Raw genomic sequence first — 14,827 nt, forward strand, 5'->3', positions numbered from 1 at the left:
GTACTCGTCGGCGAGTATCATTTCGTCGTCTGTCGAAGTCAATTTTCGACAGTACGGTAGCTTTTTCACGGTTCCACGGGTGCCCTCGGGCATGGGATTAGACGACGACGCGCGGGAGTATCACCGCGAAGAGCCGCCGGGTAAAATCGAAATTTCGACGACGAAACCGACGAACACGCAGCGAGACCTCTCTTTGGCGTACTCGCCGGGCGTGGCGGCGCCGTGCCGCGACATCGCCGACGACCCGGACAAGGCCTACGAGTACACGGCGAAAGGGAATCTCGTGGGCGTCGTCTCCGACGGGTCCGCCGTCTTGGGTCTAGGTGACATCGGCGCGCAGGCGTCGAAACCGGTCATGGAGGGGAAGGGCGTGCTGTTCAAGCGTTTCGCGGACATCGACGTGTTCGACATCGAGCTAGAACCCGAGAACGTTGACGAGTTCGTGAATATCGTCAGCGCGATGGAACCCACGTTCGGCGGCATCAACTTGGAGGACATCAAGGCGCCGGAGTGTTTCGAGATAGAGTCGCGCCTGCGCGACGAGATGGATATCCCCGTGTTCCACGACGACCAGCACGGGACCGCCATCATCTCCGGCGCAGCCCTGCTGAACTCGGCGGACATCGTCGGCAAGGACCTCGAAGACCTGGACATCGTGTTCTCGGGGGCGGGGGCGTCCGCCATCGCCAGCGCGCGCTTCTACGTCTCGCTCGGCGCGCGGAAGGAGAACATCGTGATGTGCGACTCCGACGGCGTCATCAAACCCGACCGCGACGACGTCAACGAGTTCAAAGCCGAGTTCTCCAACGACGTCGAGGCCGACACGCTCGCGGAAGCGATGGAGGGCGCGGACGTCTTCGTCGGCCTCTCCGTCGGCGGCCTCGTCGACCAGGAGATGGTCGCGTCGATGGCTGAGGACCCCGCCCTCTTCGCGATGGCCAACCCCGACCCCGAAATCGGTTACGAGGCGGCCAAAGAAGCCCGTGACGACACCGTCATCATGGCGACGGGTCGGTCGGACTACCCCAACCAGGTGAACAACGTGCTCGGCTTCCCGTTCATCTTCCGCGGCGCCCTCGACGTGCGAGCGCGCGAGATAAACGAGGAGATGAAGCGCGCGGCCGCCGAAGCCCTCGCCGAACTCGCCCGTAAGGACGTTCCCGACGCCGTCGTGAAGGCCTACGGCGACCAACCCCTGCAGTACGGTCCCGAGTACGTCATCCCCAAACCGTTGGACCCCCGCGTGCTGTTCGAGGTGGCGCCCGCCGTCGCGCAGGCGGCGATGGACAGCGGGTCGGCCCGCAGCGAACTCGACACGCAGGAGTACGAAGAGACGCTCGAAGCGCGCCTCGGGAAGTCCCGCGAGATGATGCGCGTCGTCCTCAACAAGGCGAAGTCCGACCCCAAGCGCGTCGCCCTCGCGGAGGGCACCGACGAGAAGATGATCCGCGCCGCCTACCAGATTCAAGAGCAGGGAATCGCCTACCCCGTCCTCATCGGCGGCGAGGACGAGATTCGGCAGACCGCCGAGAACCTCGGCCTCGACTTCGAACCGGAGGTGGCCGACCCGCAGAACGGCGACTGGGACCACTACGCCGACCGCCTGTACGAACTGCGCCGGCGCAAGGGCCTGACGAAGAACGAGGCGCACGAACTCGTCCGCCGCGACACGAACTACTTCGCCAGCGTGATGGTCGAACAGGACGACGCGGACGCGATGCTGACGGGTCTGACACACCACTACCCCTCGGCGCTCCGCCCGCCGCTTCAGGTCGTCGGGACGGCCGACGACGCCGAGTACGCCGCCGGCGTCTACATGCTGACGTTCAAGAACCGCGTCGTCTTCTGCGCGGACACGACGGTGAACCTCGCGCCCGACTCCGACGTGCTCGCGGAGATAACGAAGCACACCGCCGAGTTGGCCCGCCGGTTCAACATCGAACCGCGGGCGGCGATGCTGTCGTACTCGAACTTCGGCAGCGTCACGAACGAGGGGACGCGCAAACCGCGCGACGCCGTGAAACTGCTCCACGACGACGCCGAAGTCGACTTCCCGGTCGACGGGGAGATGCAGGCCGACACGGCCGTCGTCGAGGACATCCTCCAGGGGACCTACGAGTTCTCCGACCTCGAGGACCCCGCGAACGTCCTCGTCTTCCCGAACCTCGAAGCGGGCAACATCGGCTACAAACTGCTCCAGCGACTCGGCGGCGCGGAGGCCATCGGCCCGATGCTCGTCGGCATGGGCAAACCCGTCCACGTCCTGCAACGAGGCGACGAGGTCAAGGACATCGTCAACCTCGCGGGCGTCGCGGTCGTCGACGCGCAGAACGAGTAACGTCGCGGTCAGCGCGAACACTCTTTTGTCGACTCCCGCCCCGGAGAAGGAGCGGTCGCCGGCGGCGACGGTCAGTCGCTCGCGCGACTCTCGAACCGCGACGGCGGCGGGAACTGCGGGTCGTCGGCCTCGGTTTCGGCTCCGGTTCTGGTTCCGGTCCCGGTCCCGGGGCCGGCGTTCGCCGGCGAGGGCGAGTCCGGCACGACGCAGCGGTCCTTTCGCTCGTTGACGTGCGCGTACTCGTTCGGCGCGTTCGCGAGGGGATGTGCGGGGTTGTTCCGGCCGTCGATGCGCGCGGCGCGGAGTTCGGCGAATCCGGCGATGCGGGCGCGGATGCCCCGCCAGTGGTTCTCGCTGCCGGCCGGCGGCGACGTGGGTCGGCGCGTCCGACGCCACTCGGGGTCGGCCTTCGCGAGGACCTCGGTGTTGACGTTCGCCGCGAGGGCGTCGTGGTCGATGAGGACGCCGACCCGGGCGCTCGGCGGCGCGCGGGCCGCGAGCACGTCCAGACCGAGGTGGAGCGCGCGGTACTCGGAGACGTTGTTGTTCGGCGCCGCGTCGGGCACGGCGACCCGAGCCACCCGCGTGCCGTCGCGCGTCTCGATGACGACACCCAGTCCGCCGTCGCCCGAGGACCGATACGACCCGTCGGTGGCGACGTAGAAGTGGCGGTGGTGGGTGCGCGGCGGATGCGCGATGTGCGGCGTGGGAGACTCGTCGAACAGGTCTCGAAGTGATTGACGGCCGTGAACGGCCATGCTCGTCCCTACCAAACCCAGAAATATAAATATAACCCGAATTTGCACCGTGAACGAAAAGGAACAGACAGATGGACCGCGTCCGCGTAGGGAGGGTATGGACCTCTCCGCTCGGGAGTTGATGACGACGGACGTGAAGACGGTCGCCCCGGACGACGACGTGAGCAACGTGTTGGGTCGCCTCGCACGCGCCGACTTCAACGGGTTCCCCGTCGTCGACGAGGACGGCGCCGTCGTCGGCATCGTCACGCAACACGACCTCGTGGAACTGTTTCAGACCAAAGAGCGGACGCTGTGGATTCCCGTCGGCCTCCCGCCGTTCACGGAGACGCTCACCTACGCCGTCGACGTGTCGTGGGACGACCTCGACCTCGGCGTCGACTTGGCGAAGAACGCCGACAGACCCATCAGCGAAGTGATGACGACGGACGTGGTGACCGTCGGCCCCGACGCGGACCTCGACACCGTCCTCGACCTCCTGTCGGGCGACGACCGCGATATCAACCGCTTGCCGGTGGTCGAGGACGGCCGCCTGGTCGGCATCGTCGCCCGTCAGGACGTCGTCCGGGCGATGCGAGACCTCCGTCGCGGCACCGGAGAGACCGCGAGACGATAAGAGGCAGCGCGCGCACCCGAACGAAACGTTGAGGGAGGTAACCGAGAAACCGCAGGTGTGAGCCGGTACCGAAACCTCGCGCTGTTCGTCTTCCTCGCCGCCGCGTGGGGGGCGTCGTTCATGGCCATCAAGGCGGGTCTCGGCACGCCCACCGACCCCGGCGGCTTCCTCGAGACGCCCGTGCTCTTCGCGGCGATTCGCTACGACGTGGCGGGCGTGTTGATGCTCGGCTACGCCGTCTACGCCACCGACAGCCCCCTCCCGCGCGGACGCGACGAGTGGGCCACCGTCGTCGTCGGGTCCGTCCTCATCATGGCGGGCTACCACGCCCTGCTGTTCGTCGGCGAGACGGACCCCGCCGTCACCTCCGCCGCCGCCGCGGTCATCGTCAGCCTCAGCCCCATCCTCACCGCCGGATTCGCGCGCGCCTTCCTGCCGTCCGAGCGCCTCGCGCCCGCCGGCCTCGTCGGTCTGTTGTTGGGGCTGGCGGGCGTCGTCGTCCTCTCGAACCCGGACCCGAACAACCTCCTCTCGGGCGGCGCCGTCGCCAAACTGCTCATCTTCGGCGCGGCGACGGTGTTCGCCCTCGGGTCGGTGCTGACCCGCCGCATCGACGCGGACCTGCCCATCGAGACGATGGAGGCGTGGACGATGCTCGGCGGCGCCCTCCTGATGCACGTCGTGAGCGTCGCCATCGGCGAATCCGCCTCGGACGTCTCGTGGACGACCGACGCGTTCCTCGCGCTCGGGTACCTCTCGGTCGTCGCCAGCGCCGTCGGCTTCCTCGTCTACTTCGTCCTCCTGAAGCGCCTCGGCGCCGTCGAGATAAACCTCGTCTCCTACGTCGCGCCGGTGTTCGCGGCGCTGACTGGGTGGGCGTTTCTCGGGGAACTGCCGACCGTCTACACCGTCGCCGGGTTCGCGCTCATCTTCGTCGGCTTCCTCCTCCTGAAGCGCGAGAGCATCCGGCGCGAACTCCCCCGACTGCGGCGGGGACTCGAATCGTTCGGCGCGCGCGACTGAGTCGAGGCCGTTCGAGGGGAGAACTACTCCTCGACGCGTTCGGCAGCCGTCACCTCGCCGACCATCGTCCACCCCTCCTCGTCCGGCCCCTTCCGCCCGAGCAGCACCGACTCGGCGTCCTCGGTGGTGACGAGTCGGTACGCGGCGCCCGCCTCGTCGAGGCGTTCGCCCTCGGCCTGGAACTCCCGCTGGAAGAACTCCGTGCTGTGCATCCGGTACACCGCCGAGTCGCCGCCGTCGAGGGTGAGGCGGACGGGCGTCGGCGAGACGTTGTGAATTCGCTTTGCGACCGGGTTGAGATCCGCCATGCCGACCGAAGGCGGCGTCGAGGAAAAGCGGTGTCGCTACAGTTCGACGTCGGGCGTCCGGAACGCGCCCTCGTCGCTCCCGGCCTCGTACTCCTCGACGGCGGTGAGGACGATTTCGAGGAGGGCGTCGGGGCTCCAGCGGGCGGTGTTTATCCGGAGGTCGTAGAACGACTGGTCGCTGACGTCGATGCCGTAGTAGGACTCGTAGCGGCCCGCCTCGCTCACCTCGCGGACGCGCATCTCGGCCTCCATCTCCTCGCGGTCGCGGGTCCGGTCGACGCGGACTTCTTCGGGGGCGTCGAGCCAGATGCGGAGGTCGGCGCGGTTGCCCGCCAGCCACCCGGCGAGGCGGGATTCGAGGATGAACGCCTTGTTCGCCGTCCCCCACTGCTCGGCGATAGTGCGGAGGCGCTTGTCCAACGCGCGGTCGATGTCGTCTTTCTCGTCGGCCTTCGCGATGAGTTGCGACAGCGACATCTCGTGGTCCTCGGCGAGTTCGCGGAAGATGTCGCCTCCGGAGACGTACCCGCAGTCGAGCGACCGCGAGAGTCCCTCGCAGAGCGTCGTCGCTCCGCACCCCGGCGGGCCGGAGACGGTGATGAACAGGTTGCTATCGACTGACCGCCTCGGCGTGGGACTCTCCTCCAGCATCTTGTTCGGCCCCACTCTCTACGGGCACAAAAACCCGCTGAACCGACCCGTCTCCGCGTGGCGGCGCCTCACTCGAACGTCGCCTCGACCGCTTCCCGCGAAAGGCCGGCGGTAAGGCCGAGGACGAGTTTCACCCGCGCCTTCGCCGTCGAGAGGTCGCCCGCGTAGGCGACGCCGTGGCTCCGGAGGGTGACGCCGCCGCCGGCCGTCCCGTACACGGCCTCGGTCGGCCCGGCGTGACACCGCGAGGAGACGACCACCGGGAGCGTCTCGACGGCGTCGGCGACGGTATCTCCCAGCGGCCCCGTCGCGTTCCCGAGTCCGGTACCCTCCACGACGACGGCGTCGGCGCCGTCGAGGACCCGTTCGAGGAACGACCCGTCGACGCCGGTTCCCGAGTGGACGACGGGGACGTCGGCGTAGTCGGCGGCGTCCCGGTCGGGGTCGAGCGTCCCGTCCGGCAGCGACGTCTCCGAGGTCGCCCGCGTGGGGTCACGGTGGAGGCGGGTCGTCGCGCGGGTGAACGTCGCCACCGGACCCTTCCCGGGCGACTGGAACGTATCGAGGGCGTTCGTGTGCGTCTTCACCGCGTCGCGGGCGGCGTGGAGTTCGTCGTCGAAGGCGACGTGGACGCCGGGCGCGAACCGGTCGTCGACCGCGGCCCGCACCGCCGTGAGGAGGTTCGCAGGCGCGTCGGAACCCGGTTCGTCGAACCGGCGCTGCGACCCGGTGACGAGGACGGGGACGGGGACGTCGCACGCGAGGTCCAGTGCGTACGCGGTGTCGGCGATAGTGTCCGTCCCCTGCGTGACCACGACGCCGTCCGCGCCGTCGGCGACGGCGTCACGGGTCGCCTCGGCGGCCGCCGCCACGACAGAAAAGTCCATGTCGAACCCCGGGCGCGACCCCACGTCGGTCACGCGCAGGTCCGCGTACTCGGCGACGTCGGGGACGGCGGCGACGAGTTCCTCGCCCGCCTTCGCCGGAGCAGCCCCGTCAGCCGCCGGTTCGCTCGCTATCGTTCCGCCGCATCCGACCACGTGTACCGTAGGCATCGGCCGCGACGACGGTCCCCCGCCGATTACCTCTTTCGCACCGGCCAGCGGGTCGGGTCCGGAAGAGGGATGGCCGGGGAGAGCGACCGCGCGGCGTCGCCGGTCGAACGTGCCGTCGCTCCCCGAAGGGTGACAGGAAGGCGCGGACCGACCGCAGGCGGCGCGGGGAATCGCCTCACAAATAACTGTATTAAATAATGTAAGCTACTAGAGACTGTTTCATAAGAAAACTAGTAAGAAAGACCTAAAGACTGTTTAGAGAGTTCTTGTCGAGTTTGGAACAGTGCCGATACTGTTACAGTTCCGCTGAAATTCTCCGAACTGACGCGAACGCTCTAACGGGTTAATATGAGTGTCTGCCTTTCGGACATGTGAGGTGTGACACAGATAATGTCGAACTCGTCATCCACGGTCCCCCGCAAGCACGTCGTCCGTCTCCGCGAAGTACTCGAGACGACCCCGAACGCCCTCCGCTTCGGACTGAGGGTGGTCGCGTATCCCGTCCAGTTCGCCGCGTTCTGGCTGGCGGTCGCCCTGCCCTTCCTCTACATGCCGCTTCTGTACGGCGGCGTCCACGGGGAGCAGGCGACGGTGTTCGGGTCGCTTCTCGCGCTCAACGCCGCCGCCCTCGTCGTCGGGCACGGTCACAGCCGCGACCGAGGAGACGGCTGACCGAACCGATTCGGCCCTCCAACCGCCGCATTCCGTTCTCGCCGCCCGCCTCCTTTTTCGTTCTCCTGCTCCCCGTGAGCAACCGCGCCGAAACCGTCAGAGGTACCGGGGCAGACGCCGTAGACGGCGACATGACCGAGCAGAACGCTTCAGCGGACGTCGACCCCGAGTCGTACGCCGACGAACTGCGGCGCAAGCGCGAGGAGAAGAACGACTTCTTCGGGTCGCACCCGCAGTCGCCGATTCCCCCCGAGGAGCGCGACGCCTTCGACGGACTGGACTACTTCGACCCGAACCCGGACGCGCGCGTCGAGGCGACGGTCAGCGTTCACGAGGACCCCGAACCCGTACCGATGGAGACGACGGCGGGCAACGAGGTGCGGTACCTCCGGCTGGTCACCTTCTCTTTCGAACTCCGCGGCGAGGCGGTCGAACTGCACGGCTACCAGCAGGAACGCGAGGACGACGAGGCGGTGTTCGTCCCCTTCCGCGACAAGACGACCGGTCAGCAGAGCTACCGGAACGGGCGGTACATCGAACTCCACCCCGACGAACCGCTCGCGGACGGCGAGACGATCGTCCTCGATTTCAACCTCGCCTACACGCCGTTCTGCGCGTACAGCGAGACGTTCGCCTGCCCGCTCCCGCCCGAGGAGAACTGGCTCGACGTGGCCGTCGCCGCGGGCGAACGCGACTGGAACAGTACCAATTAATAGTCCTAGAATCGGGAGACGAAAGCGCAATACACATATTCGGCGCCTCCGCAGGGACAGCCATGGGACTGCTCAGTAGCAAGAAAGCGCTCGTCGGTCTGGTGCTGATGGTCGTCGGTACGCTCGCATTCTTCCCGAGCCTCATGGCGAACGCCGGCAACGTTTCGGTGTACCTGCTGGCGGTGGCCGCCGTCGTCCTCACGGCGGGGACGTATCTGCTCGGTACCTCCGGCGACGGCCGTCCGGTCTAAGAATCGTCGTTCGATTTTCGGATTCCGACAGCAGGCTCTGAGCTGTTGCTGTGAAGTTCGGATTCCGTAGTGCTGTCGCTCGGCGATGTTGCGTCAATAAAGGAAAGGGACGGTCGCGGTTAGTTGCTCGGCGCGGTGTACTCCGACAGCGTGGCGGAGCTTTCGCCGGTCTCTGCGTTCCAGACGACGCGGAACGTCCCACCCTTGAGGTCGCTCCCTTCAGCGATGAGCGTGTCGCCCGCGCTGACGCTCGCGCCCTCGCTGAACGCATCGGTATCAGTGAACGCTTCGGACTGGGTTACGTTGTCGCCAGTCTCGGCAGCGCTTCCCGGAAGGTACACGTCAACACCAACATCGGTCTTTAAGCTGAGTTGATCGGCCGGAATCGTGGCACCAGTTTCGTGAGTGATGGTGACGTTATCCGTCGTGCCATCCTCAAAGTTGAATCCGAACGACGCTTGCGGCGTCGTCTGGGAGACGCTTCCCCCCAGATTCAGGACGAACGTGCCGATGACGGCGGCCAGTATGACGGTGATAGCGACCATCAGGATAACCCCAATGACCGGCGACACCGCGGAATCGTCCGTGAACAGTTGTTTCAGTTTCATTTGCGGTTTTAGTTACTGGGAGCCGTACTCTCGCTCAGCGTCGCGGAGTTCTCGTTGTTCTCGGAACTCCAGACGACACGGACGGTCTCGCCGGACCAGCCGTCAGAGTTTTGGAGGTTCACAGAGTCTCCAGCACTGACACTCTGGTCAGAGTAGGTTTCGTTCCAATCTTGACCAGTGACTGAGAATCCTTTCGTAGTAAGGCGGTCGCTCTCGATAGAGCTACCCGATTCGTGGGTGATAGTGACGTTTCCATTTGACGTATTGTAGTCAAACCCGAACGATGCCTGCGGCGTTGTTTGCGATACGCTTCCCCCCAGATTCAGGACGAACGTGCCGATAACTGCGGCCAGAATAACGGTGATGGCGACCATCAGGATGACCCCGATGACCGGCGACACCGCGGAGTCGTCCGTGAACAGTTGTTTCAGTTTCATGGTTGGTTGTTCGGACACACTCCGACGACAGAAGAGTCGGCGGCTCTCGTATTTCCCCCCGGCGACCGACCGGATGCGGGCGGCCACCAATCCCATCCCTGTCGCGGCGTGTCTACCAGTCTCCACTCACTACAGTAACTTAAATCTAAAGGTCTCCATAACAAAACAGTCATATACGAGTTAGTGGCTTAATATCCCGTTTAAATAGTGTTTAAGATGGGGTAGTCGTTCGCTCGACGGCGACGGGAAGGCTAGACAGAACCTATCGAACAAACCGGCCGCGGCGAACGGAAGGTAAAGGTCCTCGCGCGTGCGTCTCGGTGTCGGCGGTCGACTCGTCGCGGCGGCCTCCGGGGACGGTCGTTCGGTACGACGGGTACCGCCGTGCTGCGCCCGTGCGCGTTAGTACCGAGCGTATTTTCCTCCCGAAACCGGGGCCGAAGCACGGAGACGGGGACCTGCCGGTGTCCGGTGCCGGAATACTTACCGGGCGATGCGTTTACGTAGAACTATGCCACTCACGGATTCGGTCCCCGGAATGCGAGTGGAGTCGCCCGTTCGGAACGCCCTGCTCGCCGTCGCGTATCTGGGCCTCCTTCCGATCGCGATCACCTTCCTTCCGGCCACGCTCGCGGTGGTCGTCGGCCTCAACGTTGGCGGGGCGGCCGACCGACTGTCCGGCCTCCCGGGAGTCGGCGAGGGCGGCGTCGTCGCCGCCGCCGTCGGCGCCGCGTTCGGGTTCGCTCTCCTGGCCGCCCTCGACGTGATCTTCCCGGACGAACGGGAGCGGAACCAGCGGGAGATACCGGGCGCGGCCGTCTTCGAGTCGCGTCCGACGGTATCGTCGACGTCGCCCGCGGAGGATGATTCGGCGGTCGGGACCAAATCCAACCCCGAGACGCGAGCCTGAAGAACTGACTGACTGTTTCGGCGAGTTCTCGAAGCGGATCGAAGAACGTTCGGCGAGCGGCGTCGCTGCAAACTCGTACCGTCCGTGTTCGGAAAATTTGAGGAATGCCCGGGGTGGGCTCCGAACCCACGATCTCCGCATGTCCCAGGTCTGAGGCTCGGCGGGCCTCTTCGGGAGCGGGCGGAGGCTTCCAAGGCGTACCGCACCGAATCTCAGAAACCCTATGAGTGCGGCGCTATGTCCAGCTAAGCCACCCGGGCTCGTTCTTTCGTAGTCCGATGAAGTTCTTTAACCTTCTCATCTGAACCGGCCGACAGATATGCCACCACGCGGCACGGGAGAGGTTCGAACCCACCCGCGGATTTATCAGCTAAGACGAATACTTCCCCGTATGAGTCAACCGCAGATGGTCCAGTCCGCCCTCGACGGCGAACCCGTGGTCGCTCGGGTCGCCCTCGGCGGGGAGGACGAACTGTACGTCACCCCGACCCGAACTCTCGTCTACCGCTCCGAGGGGCTGCTCTCCGACGAGACGGTCGAGGAGTACCCGCACGAAGCCGAACGGGTCGCCCTCTCCGAGGGCCGGCGGAAGACGAAGGTCGCGCTCGATTACGGTCTCGACGGCGAGCGGACGGTCGCGCTCTCCAACAAGCATCTCGCTCGGGCACTCCAGCCGATGCTCGAAGGCGTCCTAAAGGCCAACGGCATCCTCGCGGACGACGAGGCGGTCGAACGGCTGTTCCGCTTCAGCGAACTCACGCTGGTCGTCGCCGGCGGGCGCGTCGTCAAGCACATCGGCGCGTCGCTGTGGGACGAGGACTTCGAGGAGTACCGCTTCGACGACGTGACCGACCTCCAGTTCGAGGGCGGCAGCGTCGCCACGTCGGTCGTGCTGACCGTCGACGGCCGACAGGAGCGGTTCAAGGCGCCCAACGAGGACGCTCGACAGCTCCGCGAGACGCTCGAATCGGCGCTCCTCGCCCACCGCGGGGTCGACTCGCTCGACGAACTCCGCGCCGCGGCCGAACCGGAAGCGGAGACGACGGCGACGGACGGGGAGTCGGCGGACGCGAAGAACGTCTCGTTCGGCGACGGCCCCGAACCGCTGAGCGCCAATCCGGCCGAACTGACCGACGCTCCAGCGAACGCCACGCGCACCGGACCGTCCGAATCGGCCGAATCGGTCGAGGCCGCCGCCGAGCTTTCGGCGGACGCGAGCGGCGTCGCCCGACCGGTCGAGGCGCCGATTCGGGCGGCGTCGGCACCCGCCGCCGGGTCCGGCGACGCCTCGGAGACCGCCGCCGCGTCGGTCGGCGAGGGAGTCGGCGTCGACACCGAACCCGAACTCGAACCCGACCGCGAGTCCGACGCCGACCGCGACGAAGCCGCCGGTGCCGGCGAGGACGGCTTCGAAGGGTCGGGGTTTCAGTCGGCCGCCGCCGACGCGAACGAGCGGGTCGCGCAGGAACTCGCCGAACTGCGCGCGACCGTCGAGCGGCAGGGCGAGGAGATACGCGAACAGCGGGCGCTCGTCGAGCAACTCATCGAGGAACTGCGTCGCGGTCGCTAAGTCGCGGTCGCTGGACCGCCGTCGGGGACGCGCCCGAACCCGGTGTCGCCCGTTACGACCGGCCGAGCACTTTCTCGATGCACGAGGAGCCGAACGGCCCGAGTTCGCCCGACTCGAAGCGGACGAAGTGGCCCGTCGAGAGGCCGGCGCCGCAGCGCCGGCAGGTGAACTCCCCCTCGCGGCGGACGACTTGGCTGTCGAAGCGGACGAACGTCCCACCGCGGCGGGTCAAGATGCGACCCTCCTCGCGTTCGATGACCCCTCGGAGTTCCGCGGCGTCGAGAATCTCCCTCGTGAGCGTCGGGTTCGTCGTCACCGTCTCGATGCGGTCGACGGCTTCGGCGACGGAGAGTTCGTCGGCTTCGAGATGCGCGAGCAGGTCGACGCCGAGTTCGATTCGCTCGCTCCGGTCCAACTCGGCGACCGGCGGGGCCGACTCGGAGGAACGGCGCTCGGCCGCCTCGTCATTCTCCCCTTCAGTCTCACCCTCGCTTTCGCCTCCGTTTCCGTGTCCGCGTTCGTCGCCGGCGGAGCCGCCGCTCCCGGCGTAGGCGGACAGATCCGACTGCGTCTCTCGGTCGTTCCCCACGGCGTTCGCCCGCACGTGCGCGGCGCACCGACAAAAACGCACCGCGGTCGAATCGCTTTGTCGAGACCGTCGACGTCCGCGGGGCACAAGGCGTATAGCCCCGCGTGCGAGAGTGGCGTGCGATGAAGCGACCTCGCGTCGACTCCCGCGTCGCGGTCGGCCTCGCGTTCGCCGTCGTCGCCGCCGCCGCGGTCCTCCTCTCGCCCGACGCGGCGCTCTCGCACGCGGCGTGGGTCGTCGCCGACCCCGTCCGCCTCGTCGCCGCGACGCTCGCACTCGCCGTCGTCCGGCCGTTCCTCGCGTGGCCGACGACGCTTCTCGCCGTCGTCGTCGGCTTCGGATTCGGTCTCGCCGGTCTCCCCTTCGCCCTCGCGCTCATCGTTCTGACCTCGGTTCCGCCGTACCTCTTCGCCCGACGCTACGGTCGGACGGGCCGCCTCGCGGCGGCGGGCGAGTCGTTCGTCGAGCGAACCGGCGACGTGCGGAGCGTCGTCCTCAGCCGTCTGGTTCCCGCCCCCTCGGACGTCGTCTCCGTGGGCGCCGGCGTGGCGGGCGTCCCCCTCGGCGCCTTCGCCTTCGGGACGGCCATCGGGGAGGTTCCGTGGGCCGTCGCGGGCGTCCTCGCCGGCGCGTCCGCCGAAACGCTCGCCGCCGGCGACCTCGGGGGCGTCGTCGACGTCCGTCTCGTCGCCGCCGCCCTCCTCGCCGCGGCGCTGTTGGCGGCGCCGGTGCTGTACGAGTGGTACGACGAACGGGGAGAACGAGTCGACGACGGCGACGCGGTCTGAGCGCGGTCCCCTATTCGAGTAGCGACCGCCCGGTCATCGCCTCGGGTTGCTCGACGCCCATCAGTTCGAGAATCGTCGGCGCGATATCGCAGAGCGACCCGCCCGAGCGAACGATTCGACCCCCGTCGTCGCCGTCGGGCGTGAGGTACACGAGCGGCACGGGGTTGGTCGTGTGCGCGGTGTGCGGCGACTCGGGCGTTCCCATGTCGTCGGCGTTGCCGTGGTCGGCCGTGAGGAGGACGTGCCCGCCCGCGTTCTGCACCGACTCGACCAGGCGACCGAGTTGCGCGTCCACCGCTTCGACGGCGGCGACGGCGGCGTCGAAGACGCCGGTGTGCCCGACCATGTCCGGGTTGGCGTAGTTCAGCACCATCGCGTCGGGGTCCTCGGACTCGACGAGTTCGATAGCGGTGTCGGTGAGTTCCTCGGCGCTCATCGCCGGCTTCAGGTCGTACGTCGGTACGTCCGGACTCTCGACTATCTTCCGGATCTCGCCCTCGAACTCCACCTCGCGGCCGCCGTTGAGGAAGTACGTCACGTGCGCGTACTTCTCCGACTCCGCGAGGCGGAGTTGCGTCTTTCCGGCCGTCGACAGCGTCTCGCCGAGGGTATCCTGCGGTTCGTGCGGGGGGAACGCGACTGGGAACGGGAACGTCTCGTCGTACTCGGTCATCGTCACGAGGCGAATCTCCGGCGCGTTCGTGTCGAACTCCCACTCGGGTTCGGTGTTCGTGAGCATCCGACAGAGTTGTCGCGCCCGGTCCGGTCGGAAGTTGAAGAAGACCACGGCGTCGCCGTCGTGGAGGGCAGGTCCCCCTTCGACGAGCGTCGGTTCGACGAACTCATCGGTGTCGCTGCGGGCGTAGGAGTCGGTGACGGCGTCGACGGCCGAGGCGACTTCGTGGTCGGCCTCGCGGTTCACGATGGCGTCGTAGGCGAGGCGCGTGCGCTCCCAGTTTCGGTCTCTGTCCATCGCGTAGTACCGCCCCGACACCGTCGCCACGTCGCCCGTGCCGTGGTCGTCGACGACGGATTCCAGTTCCGCGAGGTAGTCCTCGCCGCCGTGCGGGTCGGTGTCGCGCCCGTCCATGAACGCGTGCGTGACGGCCTCGACGCCCCGGTCGGCCGCCATCTCGACGAGCGTGTGGAGGTGGCCCTGCTCGGAGTGGACGCCGCCGTCGCTGACGAGACCCATGAAGTGGACGCGGCCGCCCGTCCCCTCGACGTGGTCGAACGCGGACTCCAAGGCGTCGTTCTCGAAGAAGGAGCCGTCGGCGATGGCGTCCTCTATTCGCGTGTACGCTTGCTTGACGACGCGACCCGCGCCGATGTTGAGGTGCCCCACCTCGCTGTTGCCCATCTGCCCCTCGGGGAGACCGACCTTCCGCCCCGACACGTCGAGCGTCCCGTACGCGCCGGCCGCCGCGAAGCGGTCGAAGTTCGGCGTGTCCGCCGCCTTCACCGCGTCGCGTCTGTCGTGGTCTCCGAGTCCCCAACCGTCGAGGATGACGAGCGCAGCCTGCATGTCCGGGGCGACGGC

At 67.2% G+C, this 14,827-nt stretch carries 17 protein-coding genes and 1 tRNA gene; 9 read left to right on the forward strand and 9 right to left on the reverse strand.

Features of this window, described 5'->3' with window-relative positions:
- Positions 1–91: 91 nt before the first annotated feature.
- Positions 92–2,338 carry an NADP-dependent malic enzyme gene (locus NDI76_RS11850; protein ID WP_310924290.1) on the forward strand — a complete coding sequence of 749 codons (2,247 nt, stop codon included), beginning with the start codon at positions 92–94 and terminating at the stop codon, positions 2,336–2,338.
- 71 nt (positions 2,339–2,409) lie between these two features.
- On the opposite strand, the gene NDI76_RS11855 is transcribed toward NDI76_RS11850, so the two are convergent.
- Positions 2,410–3,096: a ribonuclease H family protein gene (locus tag NDI76_RS11855; RefSeq protein ID WP_310924291.1), complete on the reverse strand. Its 687-nt coding sequence runs from the start codon at positions 3,094–3,096 to the stop codon at positions 2,410–2,412.
- Between the two features lie 97 nt (positions 3,097–3,193).
- On the opposite strand from NDI76_RS11855, the gene NDI76_RS11860 reads away from it, so the two are divergent.
- Complete coding sequence (locus NDI76_RS11860; protein WP_310924292.1) at positions 3,194–3,712, forward strand: CBS domain-containing protein; 519 nt, start codon at positions 3,194–3,196, stop codon at positions 3,710–3,712.
- A gap of 57 nt (positions 3,713–3,769) precedes the next feature.
- Positions 3,770–4,735 (forward strand): DMT family transporter, encoded by a 966-nt coding sequence (locus NDI76_RS11865; RefSeq protein ID WP_310924293.1) that lies wholly within the window; start codon positions 3,770–3,772, stop codon positions 4,733–4,735.
- A 23-nt stretch (positions 4,736–4,758) separates the two neighbouring features.
- Here NDI76_RS11865 and NDI76_RS11870 read toward each other — a convergent pair whose 3' ends face one another.
- From NDI76_RS11870 to NDI76_RS11880, 3 genes are all read right to left on the reverse strand, one after another.
- The gene (locus NDI76_RS11870) at positions 4,759–5,043 is read right to left on the reverse strand and encodes a DUF8072 family protein (protein ID WP_310924294.1); all 285 of its coding nucleotides are present in this window, start codon (positions 5,041–5,043) and stop codon (positions 4,759–4,761) included.
- A 36-nt stretch (positions 5,044–5,079) separates the two neighbouring features.
- Complete coding sequence (cmk, locus tag NDI76_RS11875) at positions 5,080–5,694, reverse strand: (d)CMP kinase (protein ID WP_310924295.1); 615 nt, start codon at positions 5,692–5,694, stop codon at positions 5,080–5,082.
- A gap of 68 nt (positions 5,695–5,762) precedes the next feature.
- Positions 5,763–6,749, reverse strand: a complete 987-nt coding sequence (locus NDI76_RS11880; protein ID WP_310924296.1) for an asparaginase — start codon at positions 6,747–6,749, stop codon at positions 5,763–5,765.
- Positions 6,750–7,139: 390 nt separating this feature from the next.
- On the opposite strand from NDI76_RS11880, the gene NDI76_RS11885 reads away from it, so the two are divergent.
- From NDI76_RS11885 to NDI76_RS11895, 3 genes are all read left to right on the forward strand, one after another.
- Complete coding sequence (locus NDI76_RS11885) at positions 7,140–7,421, forward strand: DUF8028 family protein (RefSeq protein WP_310924297.1); 282 nt, start codon at positions 7,140–7,142, stop codon at positions 7,419–7,421.
- 131 nt (positions 7,422–7,552) lie between these two features.
- The gene (locus tag NDI76_RS11890) at positions 7,553–8,134 is read left to right on the forward strand and encodes a DUF1684 domain-containing protein (RefSeq protein WP_310924298.1); all 582 of its coding nucleotides are present in this window, start codon (positions 7,553–7,555) and stop codon (positions 8,132–8,134) included.
- A 62-nt stretch (positions 8,135–8,196) separates the two neighbouring features.
- Entirely contained in the window at positions 8,197–8,385 is a 189-nt protein-coding gene (locus NDI76_RS11895) for a DUF8178 family membrane protein (RefSeq protein WP_310924299.1), read from the forward strand.
- Positions 8,386–8,504: 119 nt separating this feature from the next.
- Here NDI76_RS11895 and NDI76_RS11900 read toward each other — a convergent pair whose 3' ends face one another.
- Entirely contained in the window at positions 8,505–8,993 is a 489-nt protein-coding gene (locus NDI76_RS11900) for a type IV pilin domain-containing protein (RefSeq protein ID WP_310924300.1), read from the reverse strand.
- An 8-nt stretch (positions 8,994–9,001) separates the two neighbouring features.
- Complete coding sequence (locus NDI76_RS11905) at positions 9,002–9,430, reverse strand: type IV pilin domain-containing protein (protein WP_310924301.1); 429 nt, start codon at positions 9,428–9,430, stop codon at positions 9,002–9,004.
- 511 nt (positions 9,431–9,941) lie between these two features.
- Here NDI76_RS11905 and NDI76_RS11910 point away from each other — a divergent pair.
- Entirely contained in the window at positions 9,942–10,340 is a 399-nt protein-coding gene (locus NDI76_RS11910) for a hypothetical protein (protein ID WP_310924302.1), read from the forward strand.
- 105 nt (positions 10,341–10,445) lie between these two features.
- Here the strand turns inward: NDI76_RS11910 and NDI76_RS11915 are convergent.
- A tRNA-Met gene (locus tag NDI76_RS11915) sits at positions 10,446–10,600 on the reverse strand.
- Positions 10,601–10,731: 131 nt separating this feature from the next.
- Between NDI76_RS11915 and NDI76_RS11920 the strand changes: the two genes are divergently transcribed.
- The gene (locus NDI76_RS11920) at positions 10,732–11,910 is read left to right on the forward strand and encodes a DUF7115 domain-containing protein (RefSeq protein ID WP_310924303.1); all 1,179 of its coding nucleotides are present in this window, start codon (positions 10,732–10,734) and stop codon (positions 11,908–11,910) included.
- A gap of 52 nt (positions 11,911–11,962) precedes the next feature.
- On the opposite strand, the gene NDI76_RS11925 is transcribed toward NDI76_RS11920, so the two are convergent.
- Positions 11,963–12,325, reverse strand: coding sequence for a DUF5830 family protein (locus tag NDI76_RS11925; RefSeq protein WP_310924953.1), 363 nt, complete (start codon positions 12,323–12,325; stop codon positions 11,963–11,965).
- Positions 12,326–12,621: 296 nt separating this feature from the next.
- Here NDI76_RS11925 and NDI76_RS11930 point away from each other — a divergent pair, with 296 nt between their 5' ends.
- The gene (locus tag NDI76_RS11930; protein ID WP_310924304.1) at positions 12,622–13,287 is read left to right on the forward strand and encodes a TVP38/TMEM64 family protein; all 666 of its coding nucleotides are present in this window, start codon (positions 12,622–12,624) and stop codon (positions 13,285–13,287) included.
- Between the two features lie 10 nt (positions 13,288–13,297).
- On the opposite strand, the gene gpmI is transcribed toward NDI76_RS11930, so the two are convergent.
- Positions 13,298–14,812: a 2,3-bisphosphoglycerate-independent phosphoglycerate mutase gene (gene gpmI / locus NDI76_RS11935; protein ID WP_310924305.1), complete on the reverse strand. Its 1,515-nt coding sequence runs from the start codon at positions 14,810–14,812 to the stop codon at positions 13,298–13,300.
- Positions 14,813–14,827: the final 15 nt, after the last annotated feature.

Source organism: Halogeometricum sp. S1BR25-6, assembly GCF_031624495.1.
In the GTDB taxonomy this organism is placed as follows: Archaea; Halobacteriota; Halobacteria; order Halobacteriales; family Haloferacaceae; genus Halogeometricum; species Halogeometricum salsisoli.

Bases quoted from the DNA above. Each gene is read 5' to 3' on its own strand.
- NDI76_RS11850 (WP_310924290.1), top strand. From the start codon at position 92: ATGGGATTAGACGACGACGCGCGGGAGTATCACCGCGAAGAGCCGCCG.
- NDI76_RS11855 (WP_310924291.1), bottom strand. From the start codon at position 3,096: ATGGCCGTTCACGGCCGTCAATCACTTCGAGACCTGTTCGACGAGTCT.
- NDI76_RS11860 (WP_310924292.1), top strand. From the start codon at position 3,194: ATGGACCTCTCCGCTCGGGAGTTGATGACGACGGACGTGAAGACGGTC.
- NDI76_RS11870 (WP_310924294.1), bottom strand. From the start codon at position 5,043: ATGGCGGATCTCAACCCGGTCGCAAAGCGAATTCACAACGTCTCGCCG.
- cmk (WP_310924295.1), bottom strand. From the start codon at position 5,694: ATGCTGGAGGAGAGTCCCACGCCGAGGCGGTCAGTCGATAGCAACCTG.
- NDI76_RS11880 (WP_310924296.1), bottom strand. From the start codon at position 6,749: ATGCCTACGGTACACGTGGTCGGATGCGGCGGAACGATAGCGAGCGAA.
- NDI76_RS11885 (WP_310924297.1), top strand. From the start codon at position 7,140: ATGTCGAACTCGTCATCCACGGTCCCCCGCAAGCACGTCGTCCGTCTC.
- NDI76_RS11890 (WP_310924298.1), top strand. From the start codon at position 7,553: ATGACCGAGCAGAACGCTTCAGCGGACGTCGACCCCGAGTCGTACGCC.
- NDI76_RS11895 (WP_310924299.1), top strand. From the start codon at position 8,197: ATGGGACTGCTCAGTAGCAAGAAAGCGCTCGTCGGTCTGGTGCTGATG.
- NDI76_RS11900 (WP_310924300.1), bottom strand. From the start codon at position 8,993: ATGAAACTGAAACAACTGTTCACGGACGATTCCGCGGTGTCGCCGGTC.
- NDI76_RS11905 (WP_310924301.1), bottom strand. From the start codon at position 9,430: ATGAAACTGAAACAACTGTTCACGGACGACTCCGCGGTGTCGCCGGTC.
- NDI76_RS11910 (WP_310924302.1), top strand. From the start codon at position 9,942: ATGCCACTCACGGATTCGGTCCCCGGAATGCGAGTGGAGTCGCCCGTT.
- NDI76_RS11920 (WP_310924303.1), top strand. From the start codon at position 10,732: ATGAGTCAACCGCAGATGGTCCAGTCCGCCCTCGACGGCGAACCCGTG.
- NDI76_RS11930 (WP_310924304.1), top strand. From the start codon at position 12,622: ATGAAGCGACCTCGCGTCGACTCCCGCGTCGCGGTCGGCCTCGCGTTC.
- gpmI (WP_310924305.1), bottom strand. From the start codon at position 14,812: ATGCAGGCTGCGCTCGTCATCCTCGACGGTTGGGGACTCGGAGACCAC.